The following is a 25,580-nucleotide window of genomic DNA, read 5'->3' as shown; positions in this document are numbered from 1 at the left end:
GCCGCTCAGCCGCCCGGTCGGTCGGCGCGGTAGACGTAGTGCAGCGGGTCGTCGCCGGGGTCCTCGGGCTCCATCGGCCCCTCGGCGACCCGGCGCAGGCCGGCCTTCTCGAGCGCGCGCCACGACGCCCGGTTGGCCGCCACGACGGCCACGAGCACGGCGGGGGCCCCGGGGTGCGCCGCCCAGGTGTCCTCCACGAGGGCCGCGACGACGCGCGGCCCGAGCCCGCGGCCGCGGTGCTCCGGGCTGCCGATGAGGTAGTCCAGCTCGACCGCCCCCTCCGGGACCTCGACGACCGCCGAGAGCTCGGCGAGGTCCTCGGGGTAGTCGGCGATCCGGGCCCGCTGCACCAGCCCCACCGGCTCGTCGTCGAGGAGCACGACGAGGTCCTCGCCGGGCTCCTCGCCGCGCACGCTGGGGCCGAAGTCGCGCTCGACGGCGGCGAGCGCGTGTTCGTGCTGCCACCACCGGTGGACCGTCGGGTCGGCCAGCCACCGCGCGAGCAGGGGCAGGTCGTCCGCGACGAGCCGGCGCCACGCCAGGCGCCCGCCGGTCATCGCGCCGGCACCCCGGTCGCCGGGCCGGGGACGAGGAAGCGCACCTCCGGCTCCCCCGCGAGCAGCGGGTCCTTGCGCCGGTGGAACTCCACGACGTGCGGCGCCTCCTCGTGAGCGCGGAACGCCGCGTCGTCGGCGTACACCTCGTAGAACACGCGCGACAGCGGCGCGCCGTCGACGGCGTGGGTGGCGTAGACGAGGGTGCCGGGCTCGTGCGCGGCGACCGCCGCCACGACCTCCTCCGCCAGCCGGTCGAAGCGCGCGGCCGACGCGGCGTCGGGCAGGTCGAAGCGGACGACGAGGGCGAGCGCCACGGGGCACCTCCTGGCGGGCAGGGCGGTGCGGAGCCTAGCCGCGGCTCCGCACCGCCGCCCGGACTACGCCGTGACCGGCTTCGAGGTCGCGCCCCAGCGGGGCGCGGTGTCCCACGAGACGACGCGGTACTGCGCGCTGCGCGGCGCCGCGTGGGCGACGACGGCCTTGCCGTCCTTCCCGACGGTCACGGACTTGACGTACGTCCAGGTCCCGCCCTGGTTCACCTGCACGGTCGCCTTGGCGCCGCCGTAGGGCACGAACCGGTACTGGAACGGGTGGTACTGCACGAGGTCGACGGTGAGCGTGACCGTCCCGCCGCTGCGGCGCGCGGACAGGCCCGCCTTGGTGCCGAACCGGACGTCCATGCTGTCGTACGCGACGGGGTAGTGCTCGTCGCCCGGCCCGAAGGCCTTGCCCCACGCCGTCCGGTAGGTGCCCGGGCGCTGCCAGTCGGAGAAGGCCCACCAGTCCGAGCGCGTGCCGTGGAAGCTGCCGGGCGCGCCCTCGCCGTCCTCGCCCCAGACGAGGAACTGGTCGCGGCCGTCCGGGCCCCACACCTCGAAGGAGGCGTACCGCGCCCCGCAGGTGTCGACGAGCCGCACGGGCACCTCCAGGTGCTCGGCGGCGATGCTCACGCGGGCCGGCAGGTCGGCGGCGACGCTGCACGTCGCGGCCTGCGCCGGGGCGGCGGAGAGCGCGGCGCCCGCCGCGGTCAGCCCGGCCACCAGTCCTGCCACGGTCTTCCTCATGCTGCCGCTCCTCGGCGCTGCGCCCCCACCGGCGGGGACGCGGACGCCAGCCCATCGGACGGGCGGCGGCGCGCCTGAGGGAACGGCGTGCACCGCGGGGCCGCGGGACCGATGAGCGCGGGCGCCCGGGCCGGTCCACCCCCCGTGGGACGACTCCTGTACTCCGCCATCTGCTCCCTCGACGGCTACGTCGCCGACCGCGAGGGCGGCTTCGCCTGGGCCGAGCCGGACGAGGAGGTCCTCGCGGCGACGGTCGAGCTCGACGGCCCGGTGGGGACGCACCTCTACGGGCGGCGGACGTACGAGCTCATGGCGGCCTGGGAGGGCGAGGAGCCGGAGACGTGGTCCGAGCAGTCGGCGGCCTTCGCCCGCTCCTGGCGCGCGCTGGACAAGGTCGTCTACTCGACGAGCCTGCAGCGGGTCGGCACCCCGCGCACCCGGCTCGAGCGGCGGTTCGACCCGGACGCCGTACGGGAGCTCGTGCGCGCCTCGCCCGCGGACGTCTCCGTCGGCGGCCCGACGCTCGGCGCCGCCGCCCTGCGCGCGGGCCTCGTCGACGAGCTGCACCTCTTCCTCGTCCCGGCCCTCGTCGGGGGCGGGCTGGCCGCGCTGCCGGACGGTGTGCGGCTGGACCTGCGCCTGCTCGAGGCGCGCCGGTTCGCCGGCGGGACGGTGCTGCTGCGGTACGCCGTCGAGGGCGCTCAGGCGCCGGTGAGCATGTCGTAGCCCAGCCGCGCGACGAGGGCGGCGACGACGACGAGGAACACGACCCGCACGAACCGGCTGCCGCGGGCGATCGCCGTACGGGCCCCCAGGAAACCGCCGGTGAGGTTGCACAGCGCCATGAGCGCGCCGACGCCCCACAGCACGGCGCCCTGGGGCACGAAGACCGCGAGGGCGCCGAGGTTCGTCGCGAGGTTCGCGATGCGGGCCTTGGCCGACGCCTGCAGGAACGAGTAGCCGAGCAGCCCGACGAGCGCGAAGACGAGGAACGACCCCGTACCGGGGCCGAAGATGCCGTCGTAGAAGCCGATGACGACCGCGGAGAGCACCGCCACGACGTGGTGCCTGCGGCCGTGGAAGCGCAGCGCCTGCGCCTCGCCGAGGGCGGGACGGGCGAGGGTGTACGCGGCCACGAGCACCAGCAGCACCAGGACGATCGGCCGGAAGGCCTCCTGCGGCAGCAGCGCCGCGCACGCCGCGCCGCCGGCCGCGCCGAGCACCGCGGCGCCGGCCATCGGCAGCGCGGTGCGCAGGTCCGGTCGGACCCGCCGGTAGTAGGTGACGGTCGCCGTCGCGGTGCCGGCGACCGACGCGAGCTTGTTGGTGGCCAGCACCTGCGCCGGCGCCGCCCCCGGGAGCAGGACGAGCAGGGCCGGCAGCTGCACCAGCCCGCCCCCGCCGACGACGGCGTCGACCCAGCCGGCCAGCAGCGCGGCGACGCAGAGCAGCACGACGACGGTCGCGTCGGGGGCCTCGAGCACGAGGGGCGACCCTACGCGCCGACGGAGCGGCTCAGGCCGCGAGGGCGGCGACCCCCGCGAGCAGCCGGTCCACGTCGTCCCCGCTCGTGTAGTGCACGACGCCGGCGCGGACCACGCCGCCGTCCCCGTGCAGCCCGAGGGCGCGCACCAGCTCGCGGGCGTAGAAGTCGCCGTCCCCCACCGCGACGCCGCGCGCGGCGAGCGCCTCGGCGACCTCGCGCGGCGACCGGCCGGCGACGCGCAGGGCCACGGTCGGGGTGCGCAGGAGGGCGGCGCCGTACGTCGTCACGCCCTCGACCCCCTCCAGACCGGCGACCAGGCGGTCGAGCAGCGCCTCCTCGTGCGCCTGCACCGCGGCCATCGACCGCAGCAGCCGCTCGCGGCGCGCGCCCCCTCCCGGCACGAGCCCGGCGAGGTGCTCCACCGCGGCGACGACCCCCGCGTGCAGCTCGAACGGCGGGGTGCCGTGCTCGAAGCGGGCGGGGACGGCGTCGCTCGACGGCAGCAGCTTGTCGGGGTGCAGCCCCTCGAGCAGCGCGGGGTCGGCGACGACGGCCCCGAGGTGCGGGCCGCTGAGCTTGTAGAGCGAGAGCGCGTAGAAGTCGGCCCCGAGCGCGGCGACGTCCACGGGGACGTGCGGGGTGAGGTGCACGCCGTCGACGTAGGCCAGCGCGCCGACCTCGTGGGCGGCGTCGGTGACGGCGCGGACGTCGGGACGCGTGCCCACGACGTTGCTGGCACCCGTGACCGCGACCAGGCGGGTCCGCTCGGACAGGACCGCGGTGTGGTCGCCGAGCAGGCACGACGCCGGGTCGACGTCGAGCCACCGCACCGCGGCGCCGGCGCGCTCGGCCGCCTGCACCCACGGGCGCACGTTGGCGTCGTGGTCGAGGCGGGTCACGACGACCTCGTCGCCCGGGCCCCACCGCTTGGCGAGGGCGCCGGCCAGCACGTACGTCAGCGCGGTCATCGACTGGCCCAGCACCACGCCGTCCGGCAGGCCGCCGACCAGGTCGGCGACGGCCGAGCGCGCGTCGGCAACCGCTTGCTCGGCGCGGGCGCTGCTGGGGAAGGGTCCCCCGCGGTTCGACACCGCGCTGCGCAGGCTCGCCGCCACGGCGTCGACGACCGCGAAGGGCACCTGCGTGCCGCCCGGGGCGTCGAAGTGGGCGGTGCCCTCCGCGAGGGCGGGGAACTGCGCGCGGACCGCGCGGACGTCGAGCGTGGGGGCCTGGCTCACCCGACCACCCTGCCACCCGTCGCCGCCCCGAGCAGCACGGGCTCCATGGAGACGTACACCGACTCCACGTCGGCCGCGTCCACCCGGTAGGTCTCGTGGAAGACGCCGACGTCGCCGGTGGCCCTGGCCCGGCGGTTGAACCGCCGCCACGCCGGCAGGTGCTCCGCGTCGGCGGAGCGGGCGTAGGCCCGCAGCTCGTCCTCCGAGCGCCAGTGCTGCACCACGAGCACCACGCGGCCCGACCAGAAGGTGCGGGCCCCGAGCATCCCCCGGTCGGCGCGGGCGAGCTCGGCGAGCATCCGGGGCATCGCCGCGAACACCGGGCCCCAGTTCCAGGGCCGGGTCCACCGGTTGATCCGCATGCCGACGAGGAACACGACGACCTCGCCGTCGACCTGGGCCACCTGCCGCGCCACCGCGACCTCCTCCACCTCGATGTTGACGGTGTCAACTTGGCAGCGGATGTGCACGCTGTCAACATGTGGCGGTGAACGAGCGCACCGCGTACCACCACGGCGACCTCCGCAACGCCCTCGTCGCGGCCGGCGTCGAGCTCGCCCGGCAGGGCGGCCCGCAGGCCGTCGTGCTGCGCGAGGCCGCTCGGGCGACCGGGGTGTCGCCCACCGCGGCGTACCGGCACTTCGCCGACCGCGAGGCGCTCGTCGCCGCGGTCGCCGGGCGCGCGCTCGGGCTCATGGCGCGGCGGATGCAGGAGGAGGCCGGCCGCACCCCCCGCCGCCGGACCCGCGCGGACCGGGCGCTGGAGCGCTTCCGCGCCGTGGGGCGGGCGTACGCGCTCTTCGCCGAGGAGGAGCCCGGCCTCTTCCGCACCGCCTTCGGCGGCCCGTCGACCGGGATCGACCAGGACCCGTACGACCAGCTCGTCGCCGCGCTCGACGAGCTCGTCGCGGCCGGCGCCCTGCCCGCCGCTCGCCGCGACGGGGCCGAGGTGCCCGCCTGGGCCGCGGTGCACGGCGCGGCGGTGCTGCTCGAGGGGCCCCTGGCCGGCCTGCCGGCGGCCGAGCGGCGGGCCTGCCTCGAGCGCGTCCTCGACACCGTCGTCGACGGGATCTGACGAACGCTCGACGCCGGCGCTGCATACCGGGTATACCTAGAAGTGCATACCCGGTATCCACGAGGAGCACCATGTCCGTCAGGAGGGGCCTGCTGGCCCTGCTCGCCGAGGGCCCGCGCTACGGCTACCAGCTGCGCGCGGAGTTCGAGGCCCGCACCGGGGCCACCTGGCCCCTCAACGTGGGGCAGGTCTACTCGACCCTGTCCCGACTCGAGCGCGACGGCCTCGTCGAGCCCGCCGGCGAGAGCGAGGAGGGCCAGGTCTTCTACGCGATCACGCCCTCCGGCCGGGACGACGTCGCCGCCTGGTTCGCCGCCCCCGTCGAGCGCGGCGCCCCGCCGCGCGACGAGCTGGCGATCAAGCTGGCGCTGGCCGTGACGGTCCCCGGCGTCGACGTCCAGGCCGTGATCCAGCGCCAGCGCAGCGCCACCCTGCGCGCTCTGCAGGACTACACGCGCGTCAAGGCCGGCGCGGGTGACCTCGCCTGGTCGCTCGTCGTCGACAGCCTCGTCTTCCAGGCCGAGGCCGAGGTCCGCTGGCTCGACCACTGCGAGGCACGGCTCGCCCGCGCCGCCCGCGACCGCGCGGCGAGCGGGTCGGGCGCAGCGCCCACCACCACCGCCACCACCACCAGCACGAGCGCCACGACGGAGGCTGCGCGATGAGCACCGCCACCACGGTCCCCACCGACAAGGTCCTGCTCCTGCGCGCGGTCACCCGCGTGCACGGCGACGGCGCGTCGGCCGTCCACGCCCTGCGCGAGATCGACCTGTCCGTCCGCGCCGGCGAGCTCGTCGCCGTCATGGGCCCCTCGGGCTCCGGCAAGTCGACCCTCCTCACGCTCGCCGGCGGCCTGGACAGCCCCACCTCCGGCGACGTCGTCGTCGAGGGGACCATCCTGTCCAGCCTCGACCGCTCCGCGCTGGCCGCCCTGCGCCGGCGCAGCGTCGGCTACGTCTTCCAGGACTTCAACCTCATCCCGGCGCTCACCGCCGCGGAGAACGTCGCGCTGCCCCGCGAGCTCGACGGGGTCAGGGCCCGCACCGCCCGGGGCGAGGCGCTCGCCGCGCTCGAGGAGGTCGGCATCGCCGACCTGGCCCAGCGCTTCCCCGACGACATGTCCGGCGGGCAGCGCCAGCGCGTGGCCATCGCCCGCGCCCTCGTGGGCGACCGCCGCCTCGTCCTCGCCGACGAGCCGACCGGCGCCCTCGACTCCGAGACCGGCGAGGCCGTGCTCGCCCTGCTCCGCCGCCGCGTCGACGCCGGCGCCGCGGGGGTGCTCGTCACCCACGAGGCCCGGCACGCGGCCTGGGCCGACCGCATCGTGTTCCTGCGCGACGGGCGCGTCGTCGACGACACCGGCCGCGCGCCGGGCGCCGAGGTCCTGCTGGGGCAGCGCTCGTGAGCGCCCTCCTCGCCCTCCTGCGCATCGCCCGGCGCGACGCGCGCCGCGCCCGCGGCCGCAGCGCGCTCGTCGTCGTCATGGTCGCCCTGCCGGTCATGGCGCTCGTCCTGGGCGACGTGACGTTCCGCAGCGGCCAGCTCGACCCCGACGAGGTCGCCGCCCGCGAGCTCGGCACCACCCAGGCCCGCGTCGAGGTCCGCGCCCCCGCCGGCGCGGGGCTCAGCCAGGAGCCCGACCTGCGCTCCTGGCTGACCCGCGACGGCGGCACCGGCGAGTACCCCGACCTCCTCGACCTCGTCCCGGCCGGCGCCCGCGCGCTGACCGCCGCGGCGTCGTCCGTACGGGTCACCACCGACGCCGGCAGCGCGACCACCGGCTGGCAGGAGGTCGACGCCGCCGACCCGGCGTTCCGCGGGCGCTGGGACGTCGAGGCGGGCGCCCGCCCCTCCGGCCCGGACGAGGTGCTCGTCACCCCCGCGCTGCTCGAGCGGCTGGGCACCGGCATCGGCGGCGCGGCGCAGGTGGTCCAGCCCGCCGAGCGGTCGTTCACCGTCTCCGGGGTCGTCCGCTACGCCGACGACCCCGGCCTCGAGGCCGTCGTCGCCCTGCCGGGCACCCTCGGGACCGTGCCCGGCGCGACGAGCCCCCAGCCCGACGCCGCGTACCTCGTCACCGACGACCCCCTCACCTGGGACGAGGTCGTCGCGCTCAACGAGCGCGGCGGCGTGGCCCTCTCGCGCGCCGTCCTGCTCGACCCGCCGCCGCAGGAGGCGGTCCCCTACTACCAGGACGGGGGCGGCGGCGGCCGCGACCTGCTCGCGTACGTGCTCGTGGCCGCGCTCGTCGGCGGGCTGGCCGCGCTCGAGGTGGTGCTGCTCGCCGGGGCCGCCTTCGCGGTCGGCGCCCGGCGCCAGGCGCACGCCCTGGCGCTGCTCGCGGCGGCGGGCGGCACCCGGCGCCAGGTGCGGCTCGTCGTCCTCGCCGGCGGGCTCGTCCTCGGCGCGGTCGCCGCCGCCGCCGGGGTCGTCACCGGGCTGCTCCTGGCCTGGGCCGCGCGCCCGCTCGTCGAGGACTGGACGGGCCAGGCCCTCGGCCGGTACGACGTCCGCCCGCTCGAGCTCGCCGCGGTGGCCCTGCTCGGGGTGGTCACCGCTGTGGTGGCGGCGGTCCTGCCCGCCCGCACCGCGGCCCGCCAGGACCCGGTGGCCGTGCTCGCCGGGCGCCGCGGGCAGGTGTCGACGCCGCGGCGCGTCCCCGCCGCCGCCGTCGTCATCACAGCCGCGGGCGCCGGGGCGGCCGCGCTCGGCAGCGCGTGGGCGCTCGCCGTCAACACCGGGGACCGCACCGCGTCCGACGTCGAGGCGTACGGGATCGCGGCGCTGGTCGCCGGCGGCTCGGGCCTCGCGCTGCTCGGCCTGGTCGTGCTGTCCCCGGCGGTCATCGGCCTGGCCGGCCGGCTCGCCGGCAGGGCCCCGCTCGCGCCGCGGCTCGCGCTGCGCGACGCCGCCCGGCACCGCGGCCGGTCGGCCCCGGCGATGGCCGCGGTCATGGCGGCCGTGGCCGGCAGCACCGCGATCACGCTCTACGTCGCCTCGCTCGACGACCACGACGAGCGGACGTACGGCTACAGCCAGCCGCTCGGGACCGCGAGCGCACCCCTGCTGGTGCAGGACTGGTCCGGCGGCGGGTCGGCGCCGCTCGTCACCGAGGTCGACCCGCAGCGCGCACGGTCGGCCCTGGAGGCGACCCTGCCGGTCGAGGCCGTCCACCAGGTGCCGACGCAGGAGGACTGCTACCCCGGGGGGTGCAGCACCAGCACCTGGATCGAGGTCCCCGAGGCGAACCTGTGCCCGGGCGGGCAGGCCCCCGAGGACTGGCGCTGCGCGATCACCTACGGCGGGCCGATGCACGCCCTCGCCGTGGGCGGCCCGGAGGTCCTGCGCTGGGCGACCGGCACGACGTCCCCCGAGGCCGAGCGCGCGCTCGCCGAGGGCGGGGTCGTGACGACCCGCCGCGCCGAGCTGCTCGACGGCCGGGTGACCTTCGTCAGCGAGGAGGTGGCGCCGGCCGACGCCACCGAGCAGGAGTACGCCGCGATCCAGGCCCGCGCCGAGCGCACCTCCCTGCCGGCGGTCCTGCTCGACGCCCCGCAGACCGCCGTCGCGGCCGTGGTCAGCCCCGAGGCGGCCGAGCGGCTCGGCCTCGAGGTCGGCCCGGGCTTCCTGCTCGCCGACCTCGAGCGGCTGCCCACCGAGGACGAGGAGGAGGCCGCCCTGGCGGCGCTCGAGCGCACCGCGGCGGGAGCCGACCTGCACGTCGAGCGGGGGTACGTCAGCCGCTACGGCGTCGGCCTGCTCGCCCTGGCCGCGGCCGCGGCCCTCGTGACCCTCGGCGCCACGGGGGTCTCGACCGGGCTCGCCCAGGCCGACGCCCGCGCCGACCACGCGACGCTCGCCGCGGTGGGCGCCACCCCCCGGCTGCGGCGCAGCCTCGCGGGGGCCCAGGCCCTCGTCGTCGCCGGGCTCGGCGGCGCGCTCGGCATCGCCGCCGGGTTCGTGCCCGCGCTCGCCTTCGTCGGCTCCGACCCGCAGATGACGGTCGTGCTGCCCTGGCCGTCGCTCGCCACGATCCTCGTCGGCGTGCCGCTGCTCGCCGCCGCCGGCGCGTGGCTGTGCACGCGCTCGCGGCTGCCGCTCGTCGCCCGCCAGGCGCTCTGAGGGGCACCCCGAGGCGGCGCGCACCCATGAGGGGCACCCCCAGGCGGCACACACCCATGAGGGGCACCCCCAGGCGGCGCACACCCATGAGGGGCACCCCCAGGCGGCGCGCACCCATGAGGGGCACCCTCAGCAGAGTCGAGTCTGCTGAGGGGCACCCTCATCCGGCGCGGGCGCCTGAGGGTGCCCCTCATGGGGAGCGGCGGGCGGGAGCGACGCCGCGAGCTCGGCGAACGCGGCGGTGAGCGCGGGCTGCTGGTAGCTCGCGTTGAGCCCGCTGGGGTTGGGCAGCACCCACAGCGGGCGGCCGGCGACGGTGGCGCCCTGCGGGCCCACCCGGGCGTCGCGCCGGCCCCAGCCGGTGCGGTAGGCGCTGATGCCGAGCACCGCCACCGCGGCCGGCGCCCACCGCCGGGCGAGCGCCTCGACGCGCGCCGGCCCGGCGCGCAGCTCGTCGTCGGTGAGCTCGTCGGCGCGCCGTCGCCCGCGGCACGAGGTTGCTGATGCCGACACCGGCCGCGAGCAGCGCCCCCGTCTCGTGCGGGGCGAGCAGCCGCGGGGTGAGCCCCGAGGCGGCGAGGGTGCGCCAGAGCCGGTTGCCCGGGCGGGCGAAGTGGTAGCCGGTGGCGCCGGACCACAGCGACGGGTTGATCCCGACGAGGAGCACGCGCAGGCCGGGGCCGACGAGGTCGGGGACCTCGGCGCCGTACGCGGCCCGCACCTGCTCGGGCGTGGGCCGCAGCGGCGGCCCCGCAGAGCCCGCCCCACCCGACCCGCCCGGACCGCCCGGACCGCCCGGACCGCCCGCCCCGCCCGGACCGCCCGCCGCGCCTCCCCCGCTCACGACGGCAGCCGGCGGCGACCGGCGAACCCCAGGTCCGTGCGGTGGTACCACGCCAGCTCCCGGTCGCCCTCGAGCCAGCACAGCAGCACCGGGACCCCGTCGAGCTCGCTCGGGAAGTCCACGAGCAGCGGCGCGATGCCCTTGAGCTCGGCGCCGGTGGCCTGCACCTGCGCCATGAGGTCGTCGAGGCGGGCGTGCGCGGCCTTGAGCTCGGGCAGCCCACCGAGCGGCGTGGCCGGGCCGCCGGCGAGCGCGGCCTGCACCTCCGCCGCCTCCGCGCGCAGCAGCACGATCTCGTCGAGCACCGGCAGCAGGCGCGCCAGCTCGGCGCGCGCCTCGTCGACCTCGAAGAGCCCCACGCCCGCAGCGTCCCCCGGAGCGGGGGCGCCCACTCAGTCCACGAGGCAGAAGGGGTGCCCGGCGGGGTCCGCGAAGACGCGGAACCCGGGGTCCCCCTCGTCCGGCAGCCGCGTCGCACCGAGCGCGAGCACCTGCCGCTCGCCCTCGTCGAGGTCGTCGACCTGCACGTCGAGGTGGACCTGCTGCGGGTGCGCGGGGTCGGGCCAGCGGGGCGGCACGTGGTCGGGGGCCCGCTGGAAGGCCAGGCAGCGCCGGGCGTCCTCGCCCACGACGACCCAGTCGTCGTCGTCGCGCGTCACGGGCTCGCCGAGCAGCGCGCTGTAGAAGCGGGCGAGGGCCCGCGGGTCGGGGCAGTCCAGGACCACGGAGTGGAGGCGTCCGATCATGGCTGCACCCTGCTCCCGGCCTCCGACAGGTCCGGCGCCCGGTCCGGCGCCCGGTCCGGCGCCCGGTCCGGCGCCCGGCCGGGCACCGCCAGCACCCGCCGCCACGCCTGCACGGACAGGACCGGCCGCATGCCGACGGACTCGTACAGCGCGAGGGCGCCGGTGCTGTTCGCGACGTCCACGTGCAGCACCGCGGCGACCCGCCCGCGGCGCTGCATGCCGCGGAAGGACTCCGTCAGCAGCGCCCGCGCGACGCCGCGCCCGCGCGCCGCGCGCAGGACGCCGAGGCGCAGCACGTACCCCGCGTCGAGCTCCTCCACGAGCTCCTCGGTCTCCTGCAGGAACCCCGCGTCGCGCCCGTCGACCTGGGCGAACCACACGGGCCCCCGGTCGTCACGGGCCTGCCAGGCGGCCCGCCAGTCCTCGTACGAGCGGGGGGCGAAGCCGAAGTGGTCGGCGAAGGAGGCCTGGTGCAGGGCGTGCGCGAGGCGCAGCTCCTCGTCGGTGGGCGGGTCCTGCGCGCGACGGACGACGACCCCCTCGGGGCGCACCCGCTCGACCGGCCGGTCCAGCTCCCGCCGCATCCGCGAGAACGAGGTCGCGGGCTCGTAGCCCGCGGCGCGCAGGGCGTCCTGCAGCGGGCGGTCGGCCTCGTACGCGTGGTGGTCCAGCACCATCTCGGCGCAGCCGCGGGCCCCGCCGCCGTCGCGCGCCACCTCGTCGACGTGCGCGAGCAGCGCCGCGAGGAGCCCCTGCGGCGCGTCCGGGTGCACCGCGACGTCGACGTCCGCGTGCCCGGTCGCCGCGTCGAACCAGACCCGCGCCATCCCCTCGAGCCGGCCCTCGCCCTCCACCACGCAGCTGCGCGGGTCGAGGTCGGGGTCGGCGAGGTCGACGCGCACGTCCTGGGCGCTGGTGTCGGCCCGCCCGAGGACCGCGACGTCGCGGGCGGTGAGCAGCGCGAGGACGGCGTCGGCGTCGTCCGGGCGCAGCGGGCGGGGGCGGGCCGGGGCGGCGGCGGTCACCCCGGGAGCGTGGCGCGGGCCGCACCGCCGCGTCCAGCCGGTTTCCGGCCGGGGGCACGGTGAGAGGATGCGCCGCATGACGCAGCCGCACGAGCAGCAGGAGCACCGGGTCCTCGTGGTGGGCCCCGACGGGCAGCCGGCGCCGGGGGCCTTCCCGGTCCCGCAGGGCGACGGCGAGGGCACGCCGCTCACCGAGCTCGTGGAGCAGCCGGCCCTCATCATGCGGGTCGGCAGCATGGTGAAGCAGCTGCTCGAGGAGGTCCGCAGCGCGCCGCTCGACGACGCCAGCCGGGCCCGGCTGCGCGAGATCCACCGCTCCTCCATCAAGGAGCTCGAGCGGGGCCTGGCGCCGGAGCTCGTCGAGGAGCTCGAGCGCATCACGCTGCCCTTCACCGACGACTCGGTGCCCACCGACGCCGAGCTGCGCATCGCCCAGGCCCAGCTCGTCGGCTGGCTCGAGGGCCTCTTCCACGGCATCCAGACGGCGATGTTCGCCCAGCAGATGGCGGCGCGCGCGCAGTTCGAGGAGATGCGCCGGCGCGCGCTGCCCCCCGGCGCCGTGCCGGCCGGGCAGGGCGGGCAGGGCGGGCAGGGCGGGCAGGTGGCGCCGGAGCGCCCCGGCGGCACGGGCAACTACCTGTGACGCGGCTCGAGCAGCTCACCCCGGTCGTCACCTTCCACGGCGAGGGCCCGGTCTGGGACCCCGCCGCGGAGCGGCTCCTGTGCGTGGACATGCTCGCCGGCGCCGTGCTGTCCGTCGACGCGGACGGCGCCGTCGCCCGGCACGCGGTGGGCGACGTGGCGGCGTGCGTGCGGCCCCGCGCCGGCGGCGGGTACGTCGTCGCCGTCGAGCGCGGCTTCGCCCTGCTGGACGCCCTCGACGACCCCGACCCGGACCTGCTGCCGCCGCTCTGGTCCGACCCCGGCGTGCGCATGAACGAGGGCGGCTGCGACCCGCAGGGCCGCTTCTGGTGCGGATCGATGGCGTACGACGCCGCCGAGGGCGCCGGCACCCTGTGGCGGCTCGACCCCGACGGCACCGTGCTGGCGGCCCTCTCGGGGGTGACGATCTCCAACGGCCTGGCGTGGCGGCCGGACGGGACCGCGCTCTACGTCGACACCCCGACGCAGCGCATCGACGTGCTCGCCTTCGACGAGGCCGGCCTCGTCGCGTCCCGCACGCCGTTCGTCGAGGTCCCCGAGGACGCCGGCAGCCCCGACGGCCTCGTGCTCGACGCCGAGGGCGGCGCGTGGGTGGCGCTGCACGGCGGCGGCGCCGTCCACCGGTACGACGCCGACGGCCGCCTGTCCGAGGTGCTGGAGGTCCCGACCCCGCAGCCCACCGCCGTCACCTTCGGCGGGCCCGACCTGCGCGACCTCTACGTCACGACGTCGCGGCAGGGCCTCGGCGACGAGGACCGGGTCGCGGGCTCGCTGCACGTCGCCCGCCCCGGGGTCGCCGGCGTCCCCGTGCTGCCCTTCGCCGGCTGAGGGGCGCCCTCAGGCGAAGAGGCGCTCCAGCACGACCGCGACGCCGTCCTCGTCGTTCGTCAGGGTGGTGCGGTCCGCGGCGGCGAGCACGTCGGGGTGCGCGTTGCCCATGGCGTACGCCGTCCCGGCCCAGGCGAGCATCGGCAGGTCGTTGGGCATGTCGCCGAAGGCGACGACCTCGGACGCGTCGACCCCGCGCTCCTCGCACATCCGCGCGAGGGTCGTCGCCTTGGACACCCCGGAGGCGCTGACCTCGAGCAGCGCCTCGCCGCTCGTGGAGGAGTGCACGACCTCTGCCAGGTCGCCGACGACCTCGCGGGCCGCCGCGAGCAGCTCGTCGACGTCGCCCTCCTCCGCACGGACGAGGAGCTTGACCAGCGGCTCGTCGAGCTCGAGCCGGTCGACGGTGGTGACGCCGGGGGCGGCGTACCGCAGGGCGTAGGCCCGCTCGTGGCGGAACCCGCCCACGGCCTCGGCGCCGAACGCGATGCCGGGCAGGGCGCGCCGCAGCCGCTCGACGAGGTCGGCCCCCACCTCGACGGACAGCTCGAACGTCTCGACGACCCGCTCGCGGTGCAGGTCCCAGACCACCGCGCCGTTGGAGCAGATGGCGAGCCCCGTGTGCCCCGTCGCGGCGGCGACCTCGCCCATCCAGCGGGTCGGCCGGCCGGTGACGAACACGACGGTCGACCCGGCGTCCTCGACGGCGCGCAGGGCGGCGACGGTGCGGTCGGAGATCGTGCCGTCGGTGCGGACGAGGGTGCCGTCGAGGTCGCTCGCGACGAGCGCGGGGCGCGCGCTCACCGGAAGAACCAGCCCAGCGCGACCGCGAGGCCGTCGTCCCCGACCTCCTCGGTGACGAGGTCGGCCGCGTCCTGCACCTCCGCGGGGGCCTGGCCCATGGCGACCCCGCGGTGCGCCCAGTCGAGCATCTCCAGGTCGTTGCGCCCGTCGCCGACGGCCATGGTCCGGTCGGCCGGCACCTCGAGCCGCTGCCGCACCACCTCGAGGGCCGAGGCCTTGGACACGCCCTTCGGGGCGATGTCGAGCCAGGCGGTGTAGCCCACGGCGTACGACACCTCGTGCAGCCCGATGCGCTCGACGAGCTCGAGGAAGTCCGCCGGCTCCTTCTCCGGGCTGCGCAGCACGACGCGGGTGACCGGCTCGGCGACGAGCTCGTCGAAGCCGACGACCCGCTGCTCGCCGGTGAGCTCGCCGTCGGGGAACGGGGCCGTGACGCGGTAGCCCACGCCCAGCTCCTCGACCGCGGCGAGGGCGTCGGGCACGTGCTCGCGCAGCAGCCGCAGCGCGGGGGCGGCGTCGAACGTCACGAGGTCGACCACCTCGCGGTCCTCGAGCCGCGCGGTGACGGCGCCGTTGGAGGCCACGACCCAGCCGTCCTCGAGGCCGAGCTGCTCGGCGACGGGCCAGGTGCCGAGGAGCGCGCGCCCGGTGGCGAGCACGACGTGCGCCCCCGCCTCCCGCGCGCGGTGGACCGCCCGGTGCACCGCCCCGGACGGCGCCGCCTCGCCGTCGACGATCGTCCCGTCGATGTCGAGCGCGACGAGCCCCGGCGCCCAGTCCTCGTCGCGGGCCCCGTGCGCCCGCGCCGCGCTCACGCGCGCACCGGCGTCAGGGCACCGCCGTCGTGGCCCTGCGCGGCGAGGTAGGGCCGCAGCACCTCGGGCACGAGCACCGAGCCGTCCTCCTGCTGGAAGTTCTCGAGGATCGCCACGAGCACCCGGGGCACGGCGACGAGGGTGCCGTTGAGCGTGGCCACGGGGTGCGTGCTGCCCTGGCCGTCCTTCGTGCGCACCCGCAGCCGCCGCGCCTGGAAGGTCGTGCAGTTCGACGTCGAGGTGACCTCGCGGTAGCGGCCCTGCGTCGGCACCCACACCTCGCAGTCGTACTTGCGCGCCGCGCTCGCGCCGAGGTCCCCCGACGCGACCGCGATGACGCGGAACGGCAGGCCGAGGGAGGCCAGGAACGCCTTCTCCAGCGCCAGGAGGCGCTGGTGCTCGGCGTCGGCCTCCTCCGGCGCGCAGAAGACGAACATCTCCACCTTGTCGAACTGGTGGACGCGGATGATCCCCCGGGTGTCGCGCCCGTGCGAGCCGGCCTCGCGGCGGAAGCACGCCGACGTGCCGGAGTAGCGCAGCGGCAGGTCGCCCGCGTCGAGGATCTCCTCCATGTGCAGGGCGGCGAGGGGCACCTCCGCGGTGCCGACGAGGTAGAGGTCGTCCTCCTCGACGCGGTAGACGTTCTCCGCCGCCTGCCCGAGGAAGCCGGTGCCCTCCATCGCCTCGGGGCGCACGAGCACCGGCGGCAGCACCGGGACGAGGCCCTCGCGCACCGCGAAGTCCTGCGCGTAGCGCACGAGCGCCGTGGACAGCGCCGCGCCGACGCCGGTGAGGAAGTAGAAGCGCGAGCCCGACACCTTGGCGCCGCGCTCGAGGTCGAGCCCGTCGAGCATGCGCCCGATCTCGACGTGGTCCCGCGGCTCGAAGGCGAAGGCGGGGACCTCGCCGACCTCCTCGAGCACGGCGAAGTCCTCCTCACCGCCCTCGGGCACGCCGTCGGCGACGACGTTGGACAGCGCCAGCAGGGCCGCGTCGAACGCGGCCGCCGCCTCGGCCTGCTCCGCCTCGGCCGCCTTGACGTCGGCGCTGAGCTGCTTGGTGCGCGCGAGCAGCGCCGCCTTCTCCTCGCCCTGCGCCTTCGCGACCTGCTTGCCCAGCCCCTTCTGCTCCGAGCGCAGCGCCTCGAAGCGGCTGATCGCGGAGCGGCGGCGCTCGTCGGCGGCGAGGGCCGCGTCGACGAGGCCCTCGTCCTCGCCTCGGGCGCGCTGCGAGGCGCGGACGGCGTCGGGGTCCTCACGCAGGAGCCGGGGGTCGATCACGGGCCCAGCCTACGGGGGGTGCCGCTGCGTACCATCGCGCGATGACGACGACGGGCGGGCAGGTCGAGCGGGAGACCCGGCGGGCGGTGCGGCTCGCCGCTGGCGCGGGGGCCGGCGCGGTGGCCGCGCTGCCGTTCCTGCTGGTCCTGGCGCTGGTGGGTGCCGGCTGGGGTCCCCTCGGCGACCTCGACCGCGGCGTCGCCGACGCCCTGAACCGGTGGGCCCTGGAGCGCCCCGGCGTGGTCGACGCGCTCGACGTTCTCGCCGAGGTGCTGCACCCGAGCGTCTTCCGCACCGCCGGCGCCGTGCTCGCCGTCACGGCCTGGCTCCGCGGGGCGCGGGTGCTCGGTTGGTGGGTCGCAGCCGTGACGGCGGTCAGCGGGGTGCTCGTCCCGGTGCTCAAGGAGCTCGTGGGCCGCGCCCGCCCGGCCTTCGAGCAGGCCGTGGCCGTCGAGACCTCGCAGAGCTTCCCGTCCGGGCACGCGACCGCGTCGTTCGTCGGCGCGGCCGTGCTCCTCGCGGTCGCGCTGCCCCTGCTCGGCCGTGCGGGCCGCGCCGTCGCGTGGGCGCTCGCGGTCGCCGTCGTGCTGGTCACGGGGTTCGACCGGGTCGCGCTCGGGGTGCACTACGTCAGCGACGTGGTCGGCGGCTGGCTGCTCGGTGCCGCCGTCGTCGTCGGCGCCACCGTCGCGCTCGGCAGCCCGCTGCTCAGCCCCCTGCTCGACCCGCTCAGGAGTCGACGAACGCCGTCGGCACCATGACCCGCAGCGCCTGCCCCGTCACCTCCACGTGGATCGGGGTGGTGCCCGAGAGCTCGCCGTCGACGTCCACGTCGAGCGGCACGTCGGTGCTCACGGTGAACTCCGTGCCCGTGAGGTAGCCCTTGCGCTCCAGCGGCAGCCACGGGGTGAGGGCCTGGTGGGCCGCGGCGCGGGCGGCCGAGAGCCGCGAGCCGCCGCCGAGGGCGTACGCGACGAGGAGCCGGTCGTCGAGGCTGGCGTCGGCCGCGATCGCGGTGCCGGCGTGCATCCGCCCGTTCGCGATGTTGAGCTGGTGGGTGCGCACCCGCCACAGCGCCGAGCCGCTGCGCACCTCGGCGCTGAAGGGCCGGTGGGTGGCGAGGGTCCGGGCGCTCGTCAGGGCGTACGCCCACCGCCCCACCCGCCGCTTGAGCTCGTGGGGGGTGCGCCCGGCCACGGCGGCGGAGATGCCGATGCTCACGAGGTTGGCGAAGTAGTCGCCGTCCACCCGGCCGAGGTCGACGTCGGCCACCTTGCCCGCGGTGACGACGTCGACCGCGTCCTCGAGGCGCAGCGGCAGGCCGAGGCTGCGCCCGAAGTTGTTCGTCGTGCCGAGCGGCAGGTAGCCGAGCACCGTCCCCGTGTGCGCGAGGTGGTCCACGACCGTCGCGATCGTGCCGTCGCCGCTGCCCACGACGAGCAGCGGCGGGCGCTCGGCGAGGACGCGCGGCAGCAGCGCCGGCAGCTGGGCGGCGGGGTCCGCGACGAGGTGCTCGGCGGTCACCGTCCAGCCGCGGCGCTCGAGCATGCGCCGGACGTCGCCGTGCAGGGCGGCGCCGCGCCGCGAGCGCACGTTGACCAGCAGCACGAGCTCGCGCTCGCGGCGCAGCCGGTCCTGGGTCTCCTGCTTGGTGGGGAGCTGCAGCACGCGCCCCAGCCTGCCGCACCGCGCGCGCCGGCGGCCGCCGCGCGGGCGGACCCGCAGGGGACGCACAGGGGACGCACAGGGGACGCCCAGGGGGCACGGGCGAGCACAGGGGCGCGCAGGGGGCCCGTCGGCTGCTCCTAGGCTCGGGCGGGTGGACCCGACGCGACCCTGCCCCTGCGGCCTCGGCGCCCCGTACGGGGAGTGCTGCGGCCGGCTGCACGCCGGCGGGGAGGCGGCGACCGCCGAGCTCCTCATGCGCTCGCGCTACACCGCCTTCGCGGTCGGCGACGACGCGTACCTGCTGCGCACCTGGCACCCGGCCACCCGCCCCGGGCGACCGGGGACCGACCCCGCGGTGCGCTGGCGGCGCCTCGAGGTGCTGGGCACGACCGGCGGCGGGCCGTTCGACGCCGAGGGCACCGTGCGCTTCCGCGCCCACCTGGTGCGCACCGGCCCGGCCGGCGGCGCCGAGCGCGGCGTCGTCGAGGAGGACAGCCGCTTCGTGCGCGAGGGCGGGCGCTGGCTGTACGTCGGGGAGGTCCCGGACCCGCGGGCGGGCCGCTGAGGGGCACCCTCAGAGCAGGTCGGCCTCGTGGGCGAGGATCGCGACCTGCACCCGGTTGTCGACCTCGAGCTTCGCGAGCAGCCGCGACACGTGCGCCTTGACCGTGGCGACGCTCATGAACAGCTCGGCGGCGATCTCCGCGTTGGCCTTGCCCCGCCCGAGGGCCAGGGCGACCTCGCGCTCGCGCTCGCTGAGCCGCGCGAAGAGCCCCACGGCCCGCTCCCGGCGCGGGTCGGTGCGCCCGCCGGGCGGGTCGAGGGCGACGACGCGGTCGATGACGTGGCGGGTCACCGCGGGCGAGAGCATGGCCTCGCCGTCGGCGACCCGGCGCACCGCCTGGACGATCTCCTGCGGCGGGGTGTCCTTGAGCAGGAAGCCGCTCGCGCCGGCCCGCAGGGCGCGCATCACCTGCTCGTCGGCGCTGAACGTCGTCAGCACGACGACGTGCGGGCCGCCCGGGCCGCGGGCGCGCAGCCGCTCGGTGGCGGTGATGCCGTCGGTGCGCGGCATGCGGATGTCCATGAGCACGACGTCGGGGCGCAGCCGGTCCACCGCGTCGGGCACCTCGGCCCCGTCGGCGACCTCGCCCACGAGCTCGACGCCGTCCGCGCCGCCGAGCATGAGGGCCAGCGCGGAGCGCACCAGGGCGTCGTCGTCGGCGACGAGGACGCGCACCGCACCGGTCACGACGGCACCGCCGTGACGGGCGCGGGCCACGGCAGGTGGGCCGAGAGCCGGAACCGCCCGTCGGCCCCGACCTCGTGCTCCAGGCGCCCCCCGGCGAGCGCGGCGCGCTCGGCGAGCCCGACGAGGCCCGTACCCCCGCCGGGCACCCCGAGCGGCGCGGAGACCGCGGGCGGGTTGCTGACCCGGACCCGCAGCCCCTCGCCCGGCGCGCCCGCGACGACCAGGTCCACGGCCGCGCCGGGGGCGTGCTTGCGGGCGTTGGTCAGGGCCTCCTGCACGATCCGGTACGCGTTGCGCCCCGTCGCGAGCGGCAGCGCCGACGGGTCCGCGACCCGCACGTCGCTGCGGATCCGGGTGCCGGCCCGGCGGCACTCCTCGAGCAGCGCCGGCAGGTCGGCGAGCGTCGGCTGCGGCCGCCCGGCCGCGTCCTCGGGCCCCGCCCGCAGCACGCCGATGACCTCGCGCAGCTCCTGCAGCGCCTGGCGCGCGCTCTCCCGGATCACCCCCGCTGCCCGGGCGACCTCGTCCGGCGGGGCGTCGGGGCGGAACTCCAGCGCGCCGGCGTGCAGGCTCAGCAGGGTGATCCGGTGCGCGAGGACGTCGTGCATCTCGCGGGCGATGCGGGTGCGCTCGGTCTCGCGGGCCTGCTCGACGCGCTGCGCCTGCTCGGCCTCCGCCCGCTGCGCCCGCTCGCGCAGCGACTGGATGAGCTGGCGCCGGGCGCGCACGAACATGCCCCACGCGACGACGGCGGCCACGACCGACGCGGCCACGGTGGCCGCGGCGACGTAGCCGAGGTCGGGGTCGGGCCGCGCCCGGTAGTAGACGAGGACGCTCACCAGGTTGACCGCCACGACGCCCGCGACGACCTGCCAGCGCCGGTGGACGGCGACGGTGAACAGCGCGACCAGCCCGGCGCCGGAGGCCATGTCCGAGTACGCGCCGAAGAGCCCGGTCAGCAGGGCGAGCGCCGCGGGGAAGCGGCGGCGCCACCAGAGCAGGGCGCAGCAGACCAGGCCACCAACGAGGTCGAGCGTCGCGAGCCCGTCGGGCACGCCACCGGGCTGCGCCAGCCGGCTCCCGAACGCGAAGGCGCCGAAGCCCAGGGCGAGGACGAAGGCCGCGACGTCGACGGTCCAGTCCCGCGCCGTGCGCCGCCCGCTCTCCCCCGGTGCCCAGCGCTCGAGGACGGGACGGCCCGCGCCGGCGGGGGTCGGGGCGCTGGGCTGGCTCACGCCCCGAGCCTAGGCGCCCGTACGGCGCCCGCCCAGCCGTCCGCCGGCCGGTCCGCCGCCCTCCCGGGACCGACCGACGGCCAGGCCGGCATGGCCGTCCGGCCGATGCGGCGCGACCCGCAGGACGTCCAGGCTGGGCCCATGATCTCCGCCGAGCACCTCACCAAGCGGTACGGCTCGCAGGCCGCCGTCTCGGACGTCTCCTTCCGCTGCGGACCGGGCACCGTCACCGGCTTCCTCGGTCCCAACGGCGCCGGGAAGTCGACGACCCTGCGGATGCTCTGCGGGCTGACGGAGCCGACGAGCGGGCGCGCGACGGTGGCCGGGACGGCGTACCGCGACCTGCCGAACCCCGGGCGCGTCGTGGGCGTCCTGCTCGACGCGGGCGCGCAGCACCCCGGCCGGTCGGGGCGCGAGGTGCTGACCCTCGCCGCCCGGGTGCTGGGCGTCGAGCGGCGCCGGGTCGGCGAGGTCCTCGACCTCGTCGGGCTCACGGGCCGCGCGCCGGGCAAGCGCACCGGGCAGTACAGCCTCGGGATGCGCCAGCGGCTGGGCATCGCCCAGGCCCTGCTCGGCGAGCCCGAGGTGCTCGTGCTCGACGAGCCCGCGAACGGCCTGGACCCCGAGGGCATCTTCTGGATGCGCGGCCTGCTGCGCGAGTTCGCCGACCGCGGCGGCACCGTCCTGCTCTCCTCGCACCTGCTGCACGAGGTCGAGGCGGTCGCCGACCACCTCGTCGTCATCGGCGGCGGCAGCGTCGTGGCCGACGGCTCCAAGGAGGAGCTCCTCGCCGGCAGCGGCACCCTGGTGCGCGGCCTCGACGGGGAAGCGTTGTCCGGCGCGCTCGCCCGGGCAGGGCTCGACACCACCCCGACCTCCGACGGCGCGCTGCTCGTCGACGGCAGCACCGAGGCCGTCGGCCGCGCTGCTGCGGCGGCCGGCGTCGTGCTCCTCGAGCTGCGCCAGGCCGAGGGCGCCGGCCTCGAGCAGCTGTTCCTCACCCTGACCCACGCCGGCGCCGCCGACGTGCACCACGCCGCCCCCGTCGAGGAGGTCGCCCGATGAGCACCACCACCACGGCCCCCGGGGGCCCGACCGGGGCCGCCGCGGCCGCCCGCCGGCACACCGGGCCCTCCCTGGCCACGCTCGCCGGCGTGGAGCTGCGCAAGACCGTCGACACCCGCGCCGGCCGGTGGCTCCTCGTCGTCACCGGGCTGCTCGTCGTCGCAGCGGTCGCCGTGATGCTGTTCGCCGCGGAACCGCAGGAGCTCACCTTCGAGGACTTCGCGTCGATCGCGCAGCTGCCGCTGGCCCTGCTGCTGCCGGTCATCGGCATCCTCGGCGTGACCAGCGAGTGGTCGCAGCGCACCGCCCTGACGACCTTCGCCCTGGTGCCGCGGCGCCTGCGCGTCGTCGGCGCGAAGGTGCTCGCCGCCGTCGCGCTGGCGGTGCTGGCGTGGGCGTTCTCGCTGCTCGCAGCCGCGGTCGGCAACGCCCTCGCACCCGCCGTCGACGGGGACGGCAGCTGGGACGTGGGCAGCGGCCTGCTGTGGCGGGTCCTGCTGCTGCAGGTGGTCAACGTCCTCGTCGGTGTGGGCTTCGGCCTCCTGCTGCAGAACTCGGCCGTCGCGATCGTGTCGTTCTTCCTCATCCCGACGCTGGTGACGGTCGTCGCGAGCCTCGTCGGGCCCTTCGAGGACATCGCCCCCTGGGTCGACTTCAACCAGGCCAGCACGCCGATCGCCGCGACCGGGGAGCCCAGCGGGGAGCAGTGGGCGCAGTTCGGCACGGCCAGCCTGCTCTGGGCCGGCGCCACCCTCGTCCTCGGGGCGCTGCGCGTGCAGCGGCGCGAGGTCAGCTGACCGCCCCGCCGGCACCGGCCCCCCTCCTCCCACCGCACCGCACCGCACCCGCCGCCCGCCCCGCCGCCGCTACCGTGGCGGCGGAGGTGGGCGGCATGGCGCTGCAGGAGGAGTTCGACGCGGCCGTGGCCGCGGTCGGCGGGCTCGCCCGCGACCCCGGGAACGACGTCAAGCTGCGGCTCTACGCGCTCTACAAGCAGGCCACGGCGGGCGACCCGACCGGCCGGCGCCCCGGCCTGCTCGACCCGGTCGGGCGGGCCAAGCACGACGCGTGGGCCGGGGCCGCCGGCACCTCGCGCGAGGACGCGCAGCGGGCGTACGTCGACCTCGTCGCGGACCTCACCGGCGGCTGAGCGGGAGTGGGCGAGCACCTGCGAACGTACCGGCCGGAGGACCTGCCGGGGCTGTACGACGTGTGCCTGCGCACCGGCGACGGCGGCCGCGACGCCACCGCGCTGAGCGCCTCGCCCACCCTCCTCGGCGACGTCTACGCGGCCCCGTACGCGGTGCTGGAGCCGGAGCACGTCCACGTGCTCGACGACGGCGCGGGCGGCGTGGCGGGCTACGTGCTCGGCACGGCGGACACCGCGCGGTTCGTCCGCCGCTACCGCGCCGAGTGGCTCCCCGCGGCGCGCGCCCGTCACCGGGCGGCGCCGCCGGACCCGCGCACCTTCGACGAGCTGCTGCTCGCCGCCCTCGAGCGGCCGGAGCGGCTGCTGCACCCGGAGCTCGCGGCCTGGCCCGCGCACCTGCACATCGACCTGCTGCCCGCGGCCCAGGGGCGCGGCTGGGGCCGCCGGCTCATGGAGCGCTTCCTCGCGGGGCTGCACGCGGCCGGGGTCCCCGCGGTGCACCTGGCCATGGCGTCGGCGAACACCGCCGCCCGCGCCTTCTACGACCGGCTCGGCTTCGTCGAGCTGACCGTCGACGGTCCGGCCGCCACCACCTGGCTCGGGCGTCCGACCGGCTGAGTGGAAGCGGTCCCACCGCGCGGGCGGTACCCCGCACGGGCCCGCGGTGGTACACCGGTCCGGTGGAGCACCGCGGGGTCACGCTGGAGCACGTCGCGCGCGCGGCGGGGGTGTCGCGCGCGACCGCCTCGCGCGCGGTGACCGGGCAGGGCCCGGTGTCGGCGTCGGCCCGCGACCGGGTGCTCGCCGCGGCGCGGGCGCTCGGCTACGTCCCGGACCCGCTGGCCCGCGCGCTCGTCGCCGGCACGGGCACGCGCCTCGTCGTCGCGGTCGGCGGGACCTCGGCGGCGGTCCTGCACGACCCGTACGTCGCCCGCGTCCTCGCCGCGGCCGCCGCCGTCGGGGAGCCGGCCGGCCTCGGCGCGTCGCTGGTGCACCTGCCGCTGGCGGGCAGCCGCGTCCTCGACGGGCTGGCCCGCGACCGGGGCGTCGCGGGCCTCGTGCTCGTCAACACGACGCACGCGGTGCTCGGCGCCCTGCCGCCCCGCCTGGCCGGCCGGGTCGCCTCGATCGGGACCGGCAGCGCCGGGGTGGCGGGGGTCGACGTCGACACCGGCAGCGGCACCGCGGCGGTCGTCGAGCACCTGCTCGCCTCCGGCCGCCGCCAGGTCGCGATGGTCACCGGCCCCGCCTGGCTGCCCTGCACGCGGCGGGCCCAGCAGGGGTACGAGCGCGCCGTCCGGGCCGCGGGCCTCGCGCCGCGCCTCGTCCCGGGCGACTTCACGGTCGCCGCCGGCGAGGAGGCCGTACGGGCCGTGCTCGCCCGCTGGCCCGGGACGGACGCGGTGCACGCGGTGAGCGACGCGCCCGCGCTCGGGGCCCTGCGCGCCCTGCGGGCCGCGGGCCGGCGGGTGCCGGACGACGTGGCCGTGAGCGGCTTCGACGACTCGGCGGCGGCCGGGCTCGTCGAGCCCGGCCTCACCACCGCGACGCACCCCGTCGAGGAGGTCGCGGCCGCGGCGGCGCGTACGGCCCTCGGCCTCGCCCCCGCTCCCGGCGCGCTGTTCCCCTCGGTGCCGGTGCTGCGCGGCAGCACGGGCGCGCGGCTCGCCGGCTGACCCCGCCCCCTCCCGCCGTGATCATGCGCTGATGGTGCTGCGGGCGGCGGGCCCGGCGTCGTCCGCGCCCCCGGGTCCCGCCGGGCGCCCGCGCCGCGGCACCTCGCACAGGTACATCGCGGCCAGGACGAGCAGCCCGCCGACCAGCGTCCGCCACCCGAGCACCTCGCCCGCGAACGCCACGGCGAAGCCCGCGGCCCACACCGGCTCCAGCGTCATGACGACCGCGGCGCGGGTCGGCGGCAGGTGCGCTTGCGCCCAGGTCTGCACCACCAGGGCGAAGGCGCCGGCCACGAGGGCGACGTAGAGCAGCGCCACCCAGTCGCCCGTGCGGTCCGGCACCGCGATGCCGCCGGGCACCGCGGCCACGGTGCACACGGCGCTGACGACCGCCATCTGCACGACCGCGAGGCCCCACGCGTCGCGCGCGGTCGCCCAGGCGCCGAGCCCGACGATGTGCACGGCGTAGAGCAGCGCGCCGAGCAGGGTCAGGAGCTCGCCCGGGCCCACCGCGAACCCCTGCAGCGAGAGCACCGCCAGCCCGAGCGTCGCCAGCGCGACGGCCAGCCGGACCCGCGGCGCGACCCGCTGGCGCAGCAGCAGGGCGGACAGGACGGGGGTCAGGACGACGTACATCCCGGTCACGAAGCCGGACACCGACGCCGACGTGTGCTGCAGGCCGACGGTCTGCACCAGCTGGGCGGCGCCGTACGCGAGCCCCAGCCAGACCGCGCGCCGGCGCACCTCCGGCGCCATCCGCGCCACCGCGCGCGGAGCCAGCAGGTGCAGCACCACCGCGGCGACCGCGAACCGCACCGCCAGGAAGTCCGGCACCGGCACCCGCTCGTTGACGTCCTTGAGCAGCGGGAAGGTGGAGCCCCAGCTCGCGGTGACGAGCACGAGGCCGAGGGCGGCGGCGAGGGCCGGCGAGGCGCGGCGGGCGGGCACGGTGGTCACGAGGTACGAGGAGACCCGGCCGGGCTGGGA

Annotated in this window: 30 protein-coding genes and 1 pseudogene; 14 read left to right on the top strand and 17 right to left on the bottom strand. The window is 77.7% G+C overall.

All coding sequences use genetic code 11. The features are described 5' to 3' along the window. Positions 1–5: 5 nt before the first annotated feature. From D5H78_RS14095 to D5H78_RS14085, 3 genes are all read right to left on the bottom strand, one after another. A complete protein-coding gene (locus D5H78_RS14095; RefSeq protein WP_119951098.1) occupies positions 6–557 on the bottom strand; it encodes a GNAT family N-acetyltransferase in 552 nt (183 codons plus the stop codon). Then, positions 554–871: a putative quinol monooxygenase gene (locus tag D5H78_RS14090; protein ID WP_119951097.1), complete on the bottom strand. Its 318-nt coding sequence runs from the start codon at positions 869–871 to the stop codon at positions 554–556. Before D5H78_RS14090 ends, D5H78_RS14095 begins: the two co-directional genes overlap by 4 nt. 63 nt (positions 872–934) lie before the next feature. Beyond that, entirely contained in the window at positions 935–1,621 is a 687-nt protein-coding gene (locus D5H78_RS14085) for a hypothetical protein (RefSeq protein WP_133412067.1), read from the bottom strand. A gap of 144 nt (positions 1,622–1,765) precedes the next feature. On the opposite strand from D5H78_RS14085, the gene D5H78_RS14080 reads away from it, so the two are divergent. Further along, a complete protein-coding gene (locus D5H78_RS14080) occupies positions 1,766–2,347 on the top strand; it encodes a dihydrofolate reductase family protein (RefSeq protein ID WP_119951095.1) in 582 nt (193 codons plus the stop codon). Here D5H78_RS14080 and D5H78_RS14075 read toward each other — a convergent pair. The 3 genes from D5H78_RS14075 to D5H78_RS14065 are packed head-to-tail and all read right to left on the bottom strand — an operon-like array spanning position 2,323 to position 4,815. Continuing rightward, positions 2,323–3,105 carry a TSUP family transporter gene (locus D5H78_RS14075; RefSeq protein WP_119951094.1) on the bottom strand — a complete coding sequence of 261 codons (783 nt, stop codon included), beginning with the start codon at positions 3,103–3,105 and terminating at the stop codon, positions 2,323–2,325. The two genes, D5H78_RS14080 and D5H78_RS14075, sit on opposite strands and share 25 nt — an antisense overlap. Before the next feature lie 31 nt (positions 3,106–3,136). After that, positions 3,137–4,345 (bottom strand): cysteine desulfurase-like protein, encoded by a 1,209-nt coding sequence (locus D5H78_RS14070; RefSeq protein WP_119951093.1) that lies wholly within the window; start codon positions 4,343–4,345, stop codon positions 3,137–3,139. Further along, positions 4,342–4,815 (bottom strand): DUF4188 domain-containing protein, encoded by a 474-nt coding sequence (locus tag D5H78_RS14065; RefSeq protein ID WP_218566620.1) that lies wholly within the window; start codon positions 4,813–4,815, stop codon positions 4,342–4,344. Before D5H78_RS14065 ends, D5H78_RS14070 begins: the two co-directional genes overlap by 4 nt. A gap of 17 nt (positions 4,816–4,832) precedes the next feature. On the opposite strand from D5H78_RS14065, the gene D5H78_RS14060 reads away from it, so the two are divergent. The 4 genes from D5H78_RS14060 (at position 4,833) to D5H78_RS14045 (ending at position 9,542) form a co-directional block, all read left to right on the top strand. Continuing rightward, positions 4,833–5,420, top strand: coding sequence for a TetR/AcrR family transcriptional regulator (locus tag D5H78_RS14060; RefSeq protein WP_218566619.1), 588 nt, complete (start codon positions 4,833–4,835; stop codon positions 5,418–5,420). A gap of 71 nt (positions 5,421–5,491) precedes the next feature. Next, positions 5,492–6,085, top strand: a complete 594-nt coding sequence (locus D5H78_RS14055; protein ID WP_119951091.1) for a PadR family transcriptional regulator — start codon at positions 5,492–5,494, stop codon at positions 6,083–6,085. Next, on the top strand, positions 6,082–6,825 hold the full coding sequence (locus tag D5H78_RS14050; protein WP_119951090.1) for an ABC transporter ATP-binding protein: 744 nt from the start codon (positions 6,082–6,084) through the stop codon (positions 6,823–6,825). Before D5H78_RS14055 ends, D5H78_RS14050 begins: the two co-directional genes overlap by 4 nt. Then, positions 6,822–9,542, top strand: coding sequence for an FtsX-like permease family protein (locus tag D5H78_RS14045; protein WP_119951089.1), 2,721 nt, complete (start codon positions 6,822–6,824; stop codon positions 9,540–9,542). The genes D5H78_RS14050 and D5H78_RS14045 overlap by 4 nt, the downstream gene beginning before the upstream one ends. Before the next feature lie 129 nt (positions 9,543–9,671). On the opposite strand, the pseudogene D5H78_RS20560 reads toward D5H78_RS14045, so the two are convergent. The 4 genes and pseudogenes from D5H78_RS20560 to D5H78_RS14025 form a co-directional block, all read right to left on the bottom strand. Continuing rightward, a pseudogene (locus D5H78_RS20560) lies at positions 9,672–10,284 on the bottom strand (mismatch-specific DNA-glycosylase). Between the two features lie 98 nt (positions 10,285–10,382). Further along, positions 10,383–10,745, bottom strand: a complete 363-nt coding sequence (locus D5H78_RS14035; RefSeq protein WP_119951088.1) for a DUF2203 domain-containing protein — start codon at positions 10,743–10,745, stop codon at positions 10,383–10,385. 33 nt (positions 10,746–10,778) lie between these two features. Beyond that, positions 10,779–11,132 carry a VOC family protein gene (locus D5H78_RS14030; RefSeq protein ID WP_119951087.1) on the bottom strand — a complete coding sequence of 118 codons (354 nt, stop codon included), beginning with the start codon at positions 11,130–11,132 and terminating at the stop codon, positions 10,779–10,781. Further along, the gene (locus D5H78_RS14025) at positions 11,129–12,157 is read right to left on the bottom strand and encodes a GNAT family N-acetyltransferase (protein WP_165865743.1); all 1,029 of its coding nucleotides are present in this window, start codon (positions 12,155–12,157) and stop codon (positions 11,129–11,131) included. Before D5H78_RS14025 ends, D5H78_RS14030 begins: the two co-directional genes overlap by 4 nt. 76 nt (positions 12,158–12,233) lie before the next feature. Here D5H78_RS14025 and D5H78_RS14020 point away from each other — a divergent pair, with 76 nt between their 5' ends. Next, complete coding sequence (locus D5H78_RS14020; protein WP_119951085.1) at positions 12,234–12,800, top strand: bacterial proteasome activator family protein; 567 nt, start codon at positions 12,234–12,236, stop codon at positions 12,798–12,800. Then, positions 12,797–13,648, top strand: coding sequence for an SMP-30/gluconolactonase/LRE family protein (locus D5H78_RS14015; protein ID WP_119951084.1), 852 nt, complete (start codon positions 12,797–12,799; stop codon positions 13,646–13,648). The genes D5H78_RS14020 and D5H78_RS14015 overlap by 4 nt, the downstream gene beginning before the upstream one ends. 9 nt (positions 13,649–13,657) lie before the next feature. Here D5H78_RS14015 and D5H78_RS14010 read toward each other — a convergent pair whose 3' ends face one another. Genes D5H78_RS14010 through serS form a run of 3 tightly spaced genes read right to left on the bottom strand, consistent with a single transcriptional unit; the run spans position 13,658 to position 16,547 of the window. Beyond that, positions 13,658–14,452, bottom strand: coding sequence for a Cof-type HAD-IIB family hydrolase (locus D5H78_RS14010; protein ID WP_119951083.1), 795 nt, complete (start codon positions 14,450–14,452; stop codon positions 13,658–13,660). Further along, complete coding sequence (locus tag D5H78_RS14005; RefSeq protein WP_119951082.1) at positions 14,449–15,267, bottom strand: HAD family hydrolase; 819 nt, start codon at positions 15,265–15,267, stop codon at positions 14,449–14,451. The genes D5H78_RS14010 and D5H78_RS14005 overlap by 4 nt, the downstream gene beginning before the upstream one ends. After that, complete coding sequence (serS, locus tag D5H78_RS14000) at positions 15,264–16,547, bottom strand: serine--tRNA ligase (RefSeq protein ID WP_119951081.1); 1,284 nt, start codon at positions 16,545–16,547, stop codon at positions 15,264–15,266. The genes D5H78_RS14005 and serS overlap by 4 nt, the downstream gene beginning before the upstream one ends. A 41-nt stretch (positions 16,548–16,588) precedes the next feature. On the opposite strand from serS, the gene D5H78_RS13995 reads away from it, so the two are divergent. Next, positions 16,589–17,308 carry a phosphatase PAP2 family protein gene (locus tag D5H78_RS13995; RefSeq protein ID WP_119951080.1) on the top strand — a complete coding sequence of 240 codons (720 nt, stop codon included), beginning with the start codon at positions 16,589–16,591 and terminating at the stop codon, positions 17,306–17,308. Here the strand turns inward: D5H78_RS13995 and D5H78_RS13990 are convergent. Next, a complete protein-coding gene (locus D5H78_RS13990; protein WP_218566617.1) occupies positions 17,277–18,215 on the bottom strand; it encodes a diacylglycerol/lipid kinase family protein in 939 nt (312 codons plus the stop codon). The genes D5H78_RS13995 and D5H78_RS13990 overlap by 32 nt on opposite strands. Before the next feature lie 151 nt (positions 18,216–18,366). Here D5H78_RS13990 and D5H78_RS19815 point away from each other — a divergent pair, with 151 nt between their 5' ends. Next, on the top strand, positions 18,367–18,780 hold the full coding sequence (locus D5H78_RS19815) for a YchJ family protein (RefSeq protein WP_119951079.1): 414 nt from the start codon (positions 18,367–18,369) through the stop codon (positions 18,778–18,780). Between the two features lie 9 nt (positions 18,781–18,789). Here the strand turns inward: D5H78_RS19815 and D5H78_RS13980 are convergent, their stop codons facing one another. Both D5H78_RS13980 and D5H78_RS13975 read right to left on the bottom strand, forming a co-directional pair. Continuing rightward, complete coding sequence (locus D5H78_RS13980; RefSeq protein ID WP_119951160.1) at positions 18,790–19,467, bottom strand: response regulator transcription factor; 678 nt, start codon at positions 19,465–19,467, stop codon at positions 18,790–18,792. After that, a complete protein-coding gene (locus D5H78_RS13975; RefSeq protein ID WP_119951078.1) occupies positions 19,464–20,702 on the bottom strand; it encodes a sensor histidine kinase in 1,239 nt (412 codons plus the stop codon). The genes D5H78_RS13980 and D5H78_RS13975 overlap by 4 nt, the downstream gene beginning before the upstream one ends. A gap of 141 nt (positions 20,703–20,843) precedes the next feature. On the opposite strand from D5H78_RS13975, the gene D5H78_RS13970 reads away from it, so the two are divergent. From D5H78_RS13970 to D5H78_RS13950, 5 genes are all read left to right on the top strand, one after another. Next, on the top strand, positions 20,844–21,767 hold the full coding sequence (locus tag D5H78_RS13970) for an ABC transporter ATP-binding protein (protein WP_119951159.1): 924 nt from the start codon (positions 20,844–20,846) through the stop codon (positions 21,765–21,767). Then, complete coding sequence (locus D5H78_RS13965; protein ID WP_119951077.1) at positions 21,764–22,564, top strand: ABC transporter permease; 801 nt, start codon at positions 21,764–21,766, stop codon at positions 22,562–22,564. The genes D5H78_RS13970 and D5H78_RS13965 overlap by 4 nt, the downstream gene beginning before the upstream one ends. Positions 22,565–22,659: 95 nt before the next feature. Continuing rightward, positions 22,660–22,917: an acyl-CoA-binding protein gene (locus tag D5H78_RS13960; RefSeq protein WP_119951076.1), complete on the top strand. Its 258-nt coding sequence runs from the start codon at positions 22,660–22,662 to the stop codon at positions 22,915–22,917. A 6-nt stretch (positions 22,918–22,923) separates the two neighbouring features. Beyond that, positions 22,924–23,535: a GNAT family N-acetyltransferase gene (locus D5H78_RS13955; RefSeq protein ID WP_119951075.1), complete on the top strand. Its 612-nt coding sequence runs from the start codon at positions 22,924–22,926 to the stop codon at positions 23,533–23,535. Positions 23,536–23,597: 62 nt separating this feature from the next. Continuing rightward, a complete protein-coding gene (locus tag D5H78_RS13950; protein ID WP_218566616.1) occupies positions 23,598–24,593 on the top strand; it encodes a LacI family DNA-binding transcriptional regulator in 996 nt (331 codons plus the stop codon). Positions 24,594–24,614: 21 nt separating this feature from the next. Here the strand turns inward: D5H78_RS13950 and D5H78_RS13945 are convergent, their stop codons facing one another. Further along, entirely contained in the window at positions 24,615–25,550 is a 936-nt protein-coding gene (locus tag D5H78_RS13945; RefSeq protein ID WP_119951074.1) for a DMT family transporter, read from the bottom strand. Positions 25,551–25,580: the final 30 nt, after the last annotated feature.

The sequence above is a fragment of the Vallicoccus soli genome, assembly GCF_003594885.1.
In the GTDB taxonomy this organism is placed as follows: domain Bacteria; phylum Actinomycetota; class Actinomycetes; order Motilibacterales; family Motilibacteraceae; genus Vallicoccus; species Vallicoccus soli.
The sequence above is the reverse complement of the archived record's forward strand: the minus strand, read 5'-3'. Positions and strand labels throughout refer to the sequence as shown.

Excerpts from the sequence above, each read along its gene's own strand:
- D5H78_RS14030 (WP_119951087.1), bottom strand. The coding sequence starts at position 11,132 with ATGATCGGACGCCTCCACTCCGTGGTCCTGGACTGCCCCGACCCGCGG.
- D5H78_RS14020 (WP_119951085.1), top strand. The coding sequence starts at position 12,234 with ATGACGCAGCCGCACGAGCAGCAGGAGCACCGGGTCCTCGTGGTGGGC.
- D5H78_RS13960 (WP_119951076.1), top strand. The coding sequence starts at position 22,660 with ATGGCGCTGCAGGAGGAGTTCGACGCGGCCGTGGCCGCGGTCGGCGGG.
- D5H78_RS14095 (WP_119951098.1), bottom strand. The coding sequence starts at position 557 with ATGACCGGCGGGCGCCTGGCGTGGCGCCGGCTCGTCGCGGACGACCTG.
- D5H78_RS13995 (WP_119951080.1), top strand. The coding sequence starts at position 16,589 with ATGACGACGACGGGCGGGCAGGTCGAGCGGGAGACCCGGCGGGCGGTG.
- D5H78_RS14050 (WP_119951090.1), top strand. The coding sequence starts at position 6,082 with ATGAGCACCGCCACCACGGTCCCCACCGACAAGGTCCTGCTCCTGCGC.
- D5H78_RS13965 (WP_119951077.1), top strand. The coding sequence starts at position 21,764 with ATGAGCACCACCACCACGGCCCCCGGGGGCCCGACCGGGGCCGCCGCG.
- D5H78_RS14055 (WP_119951091.1), top strand. The coding sequence starts at position 5,492 with ATGTCCGTCAGGAGGGGCCTGCTGGCCCTGCTCGCCGAGGGCCCGCGC.
- D5H78_RS13970 (WP_119951159.1), top strand. The coding sequence starts at position 20,844 with ATGATCTCCGCCGAGCACCTCACCAAGCGGTACGGCTCGCAGGCCGCC.
- D5H78_RS14085 (WP_133412067.1), bottom strand. The coding sequence starts at position 1,621 with ATGAGGAAGACCGTGGCAGGACTGGTGGCCGGGCTGACCGCGGCGGGC.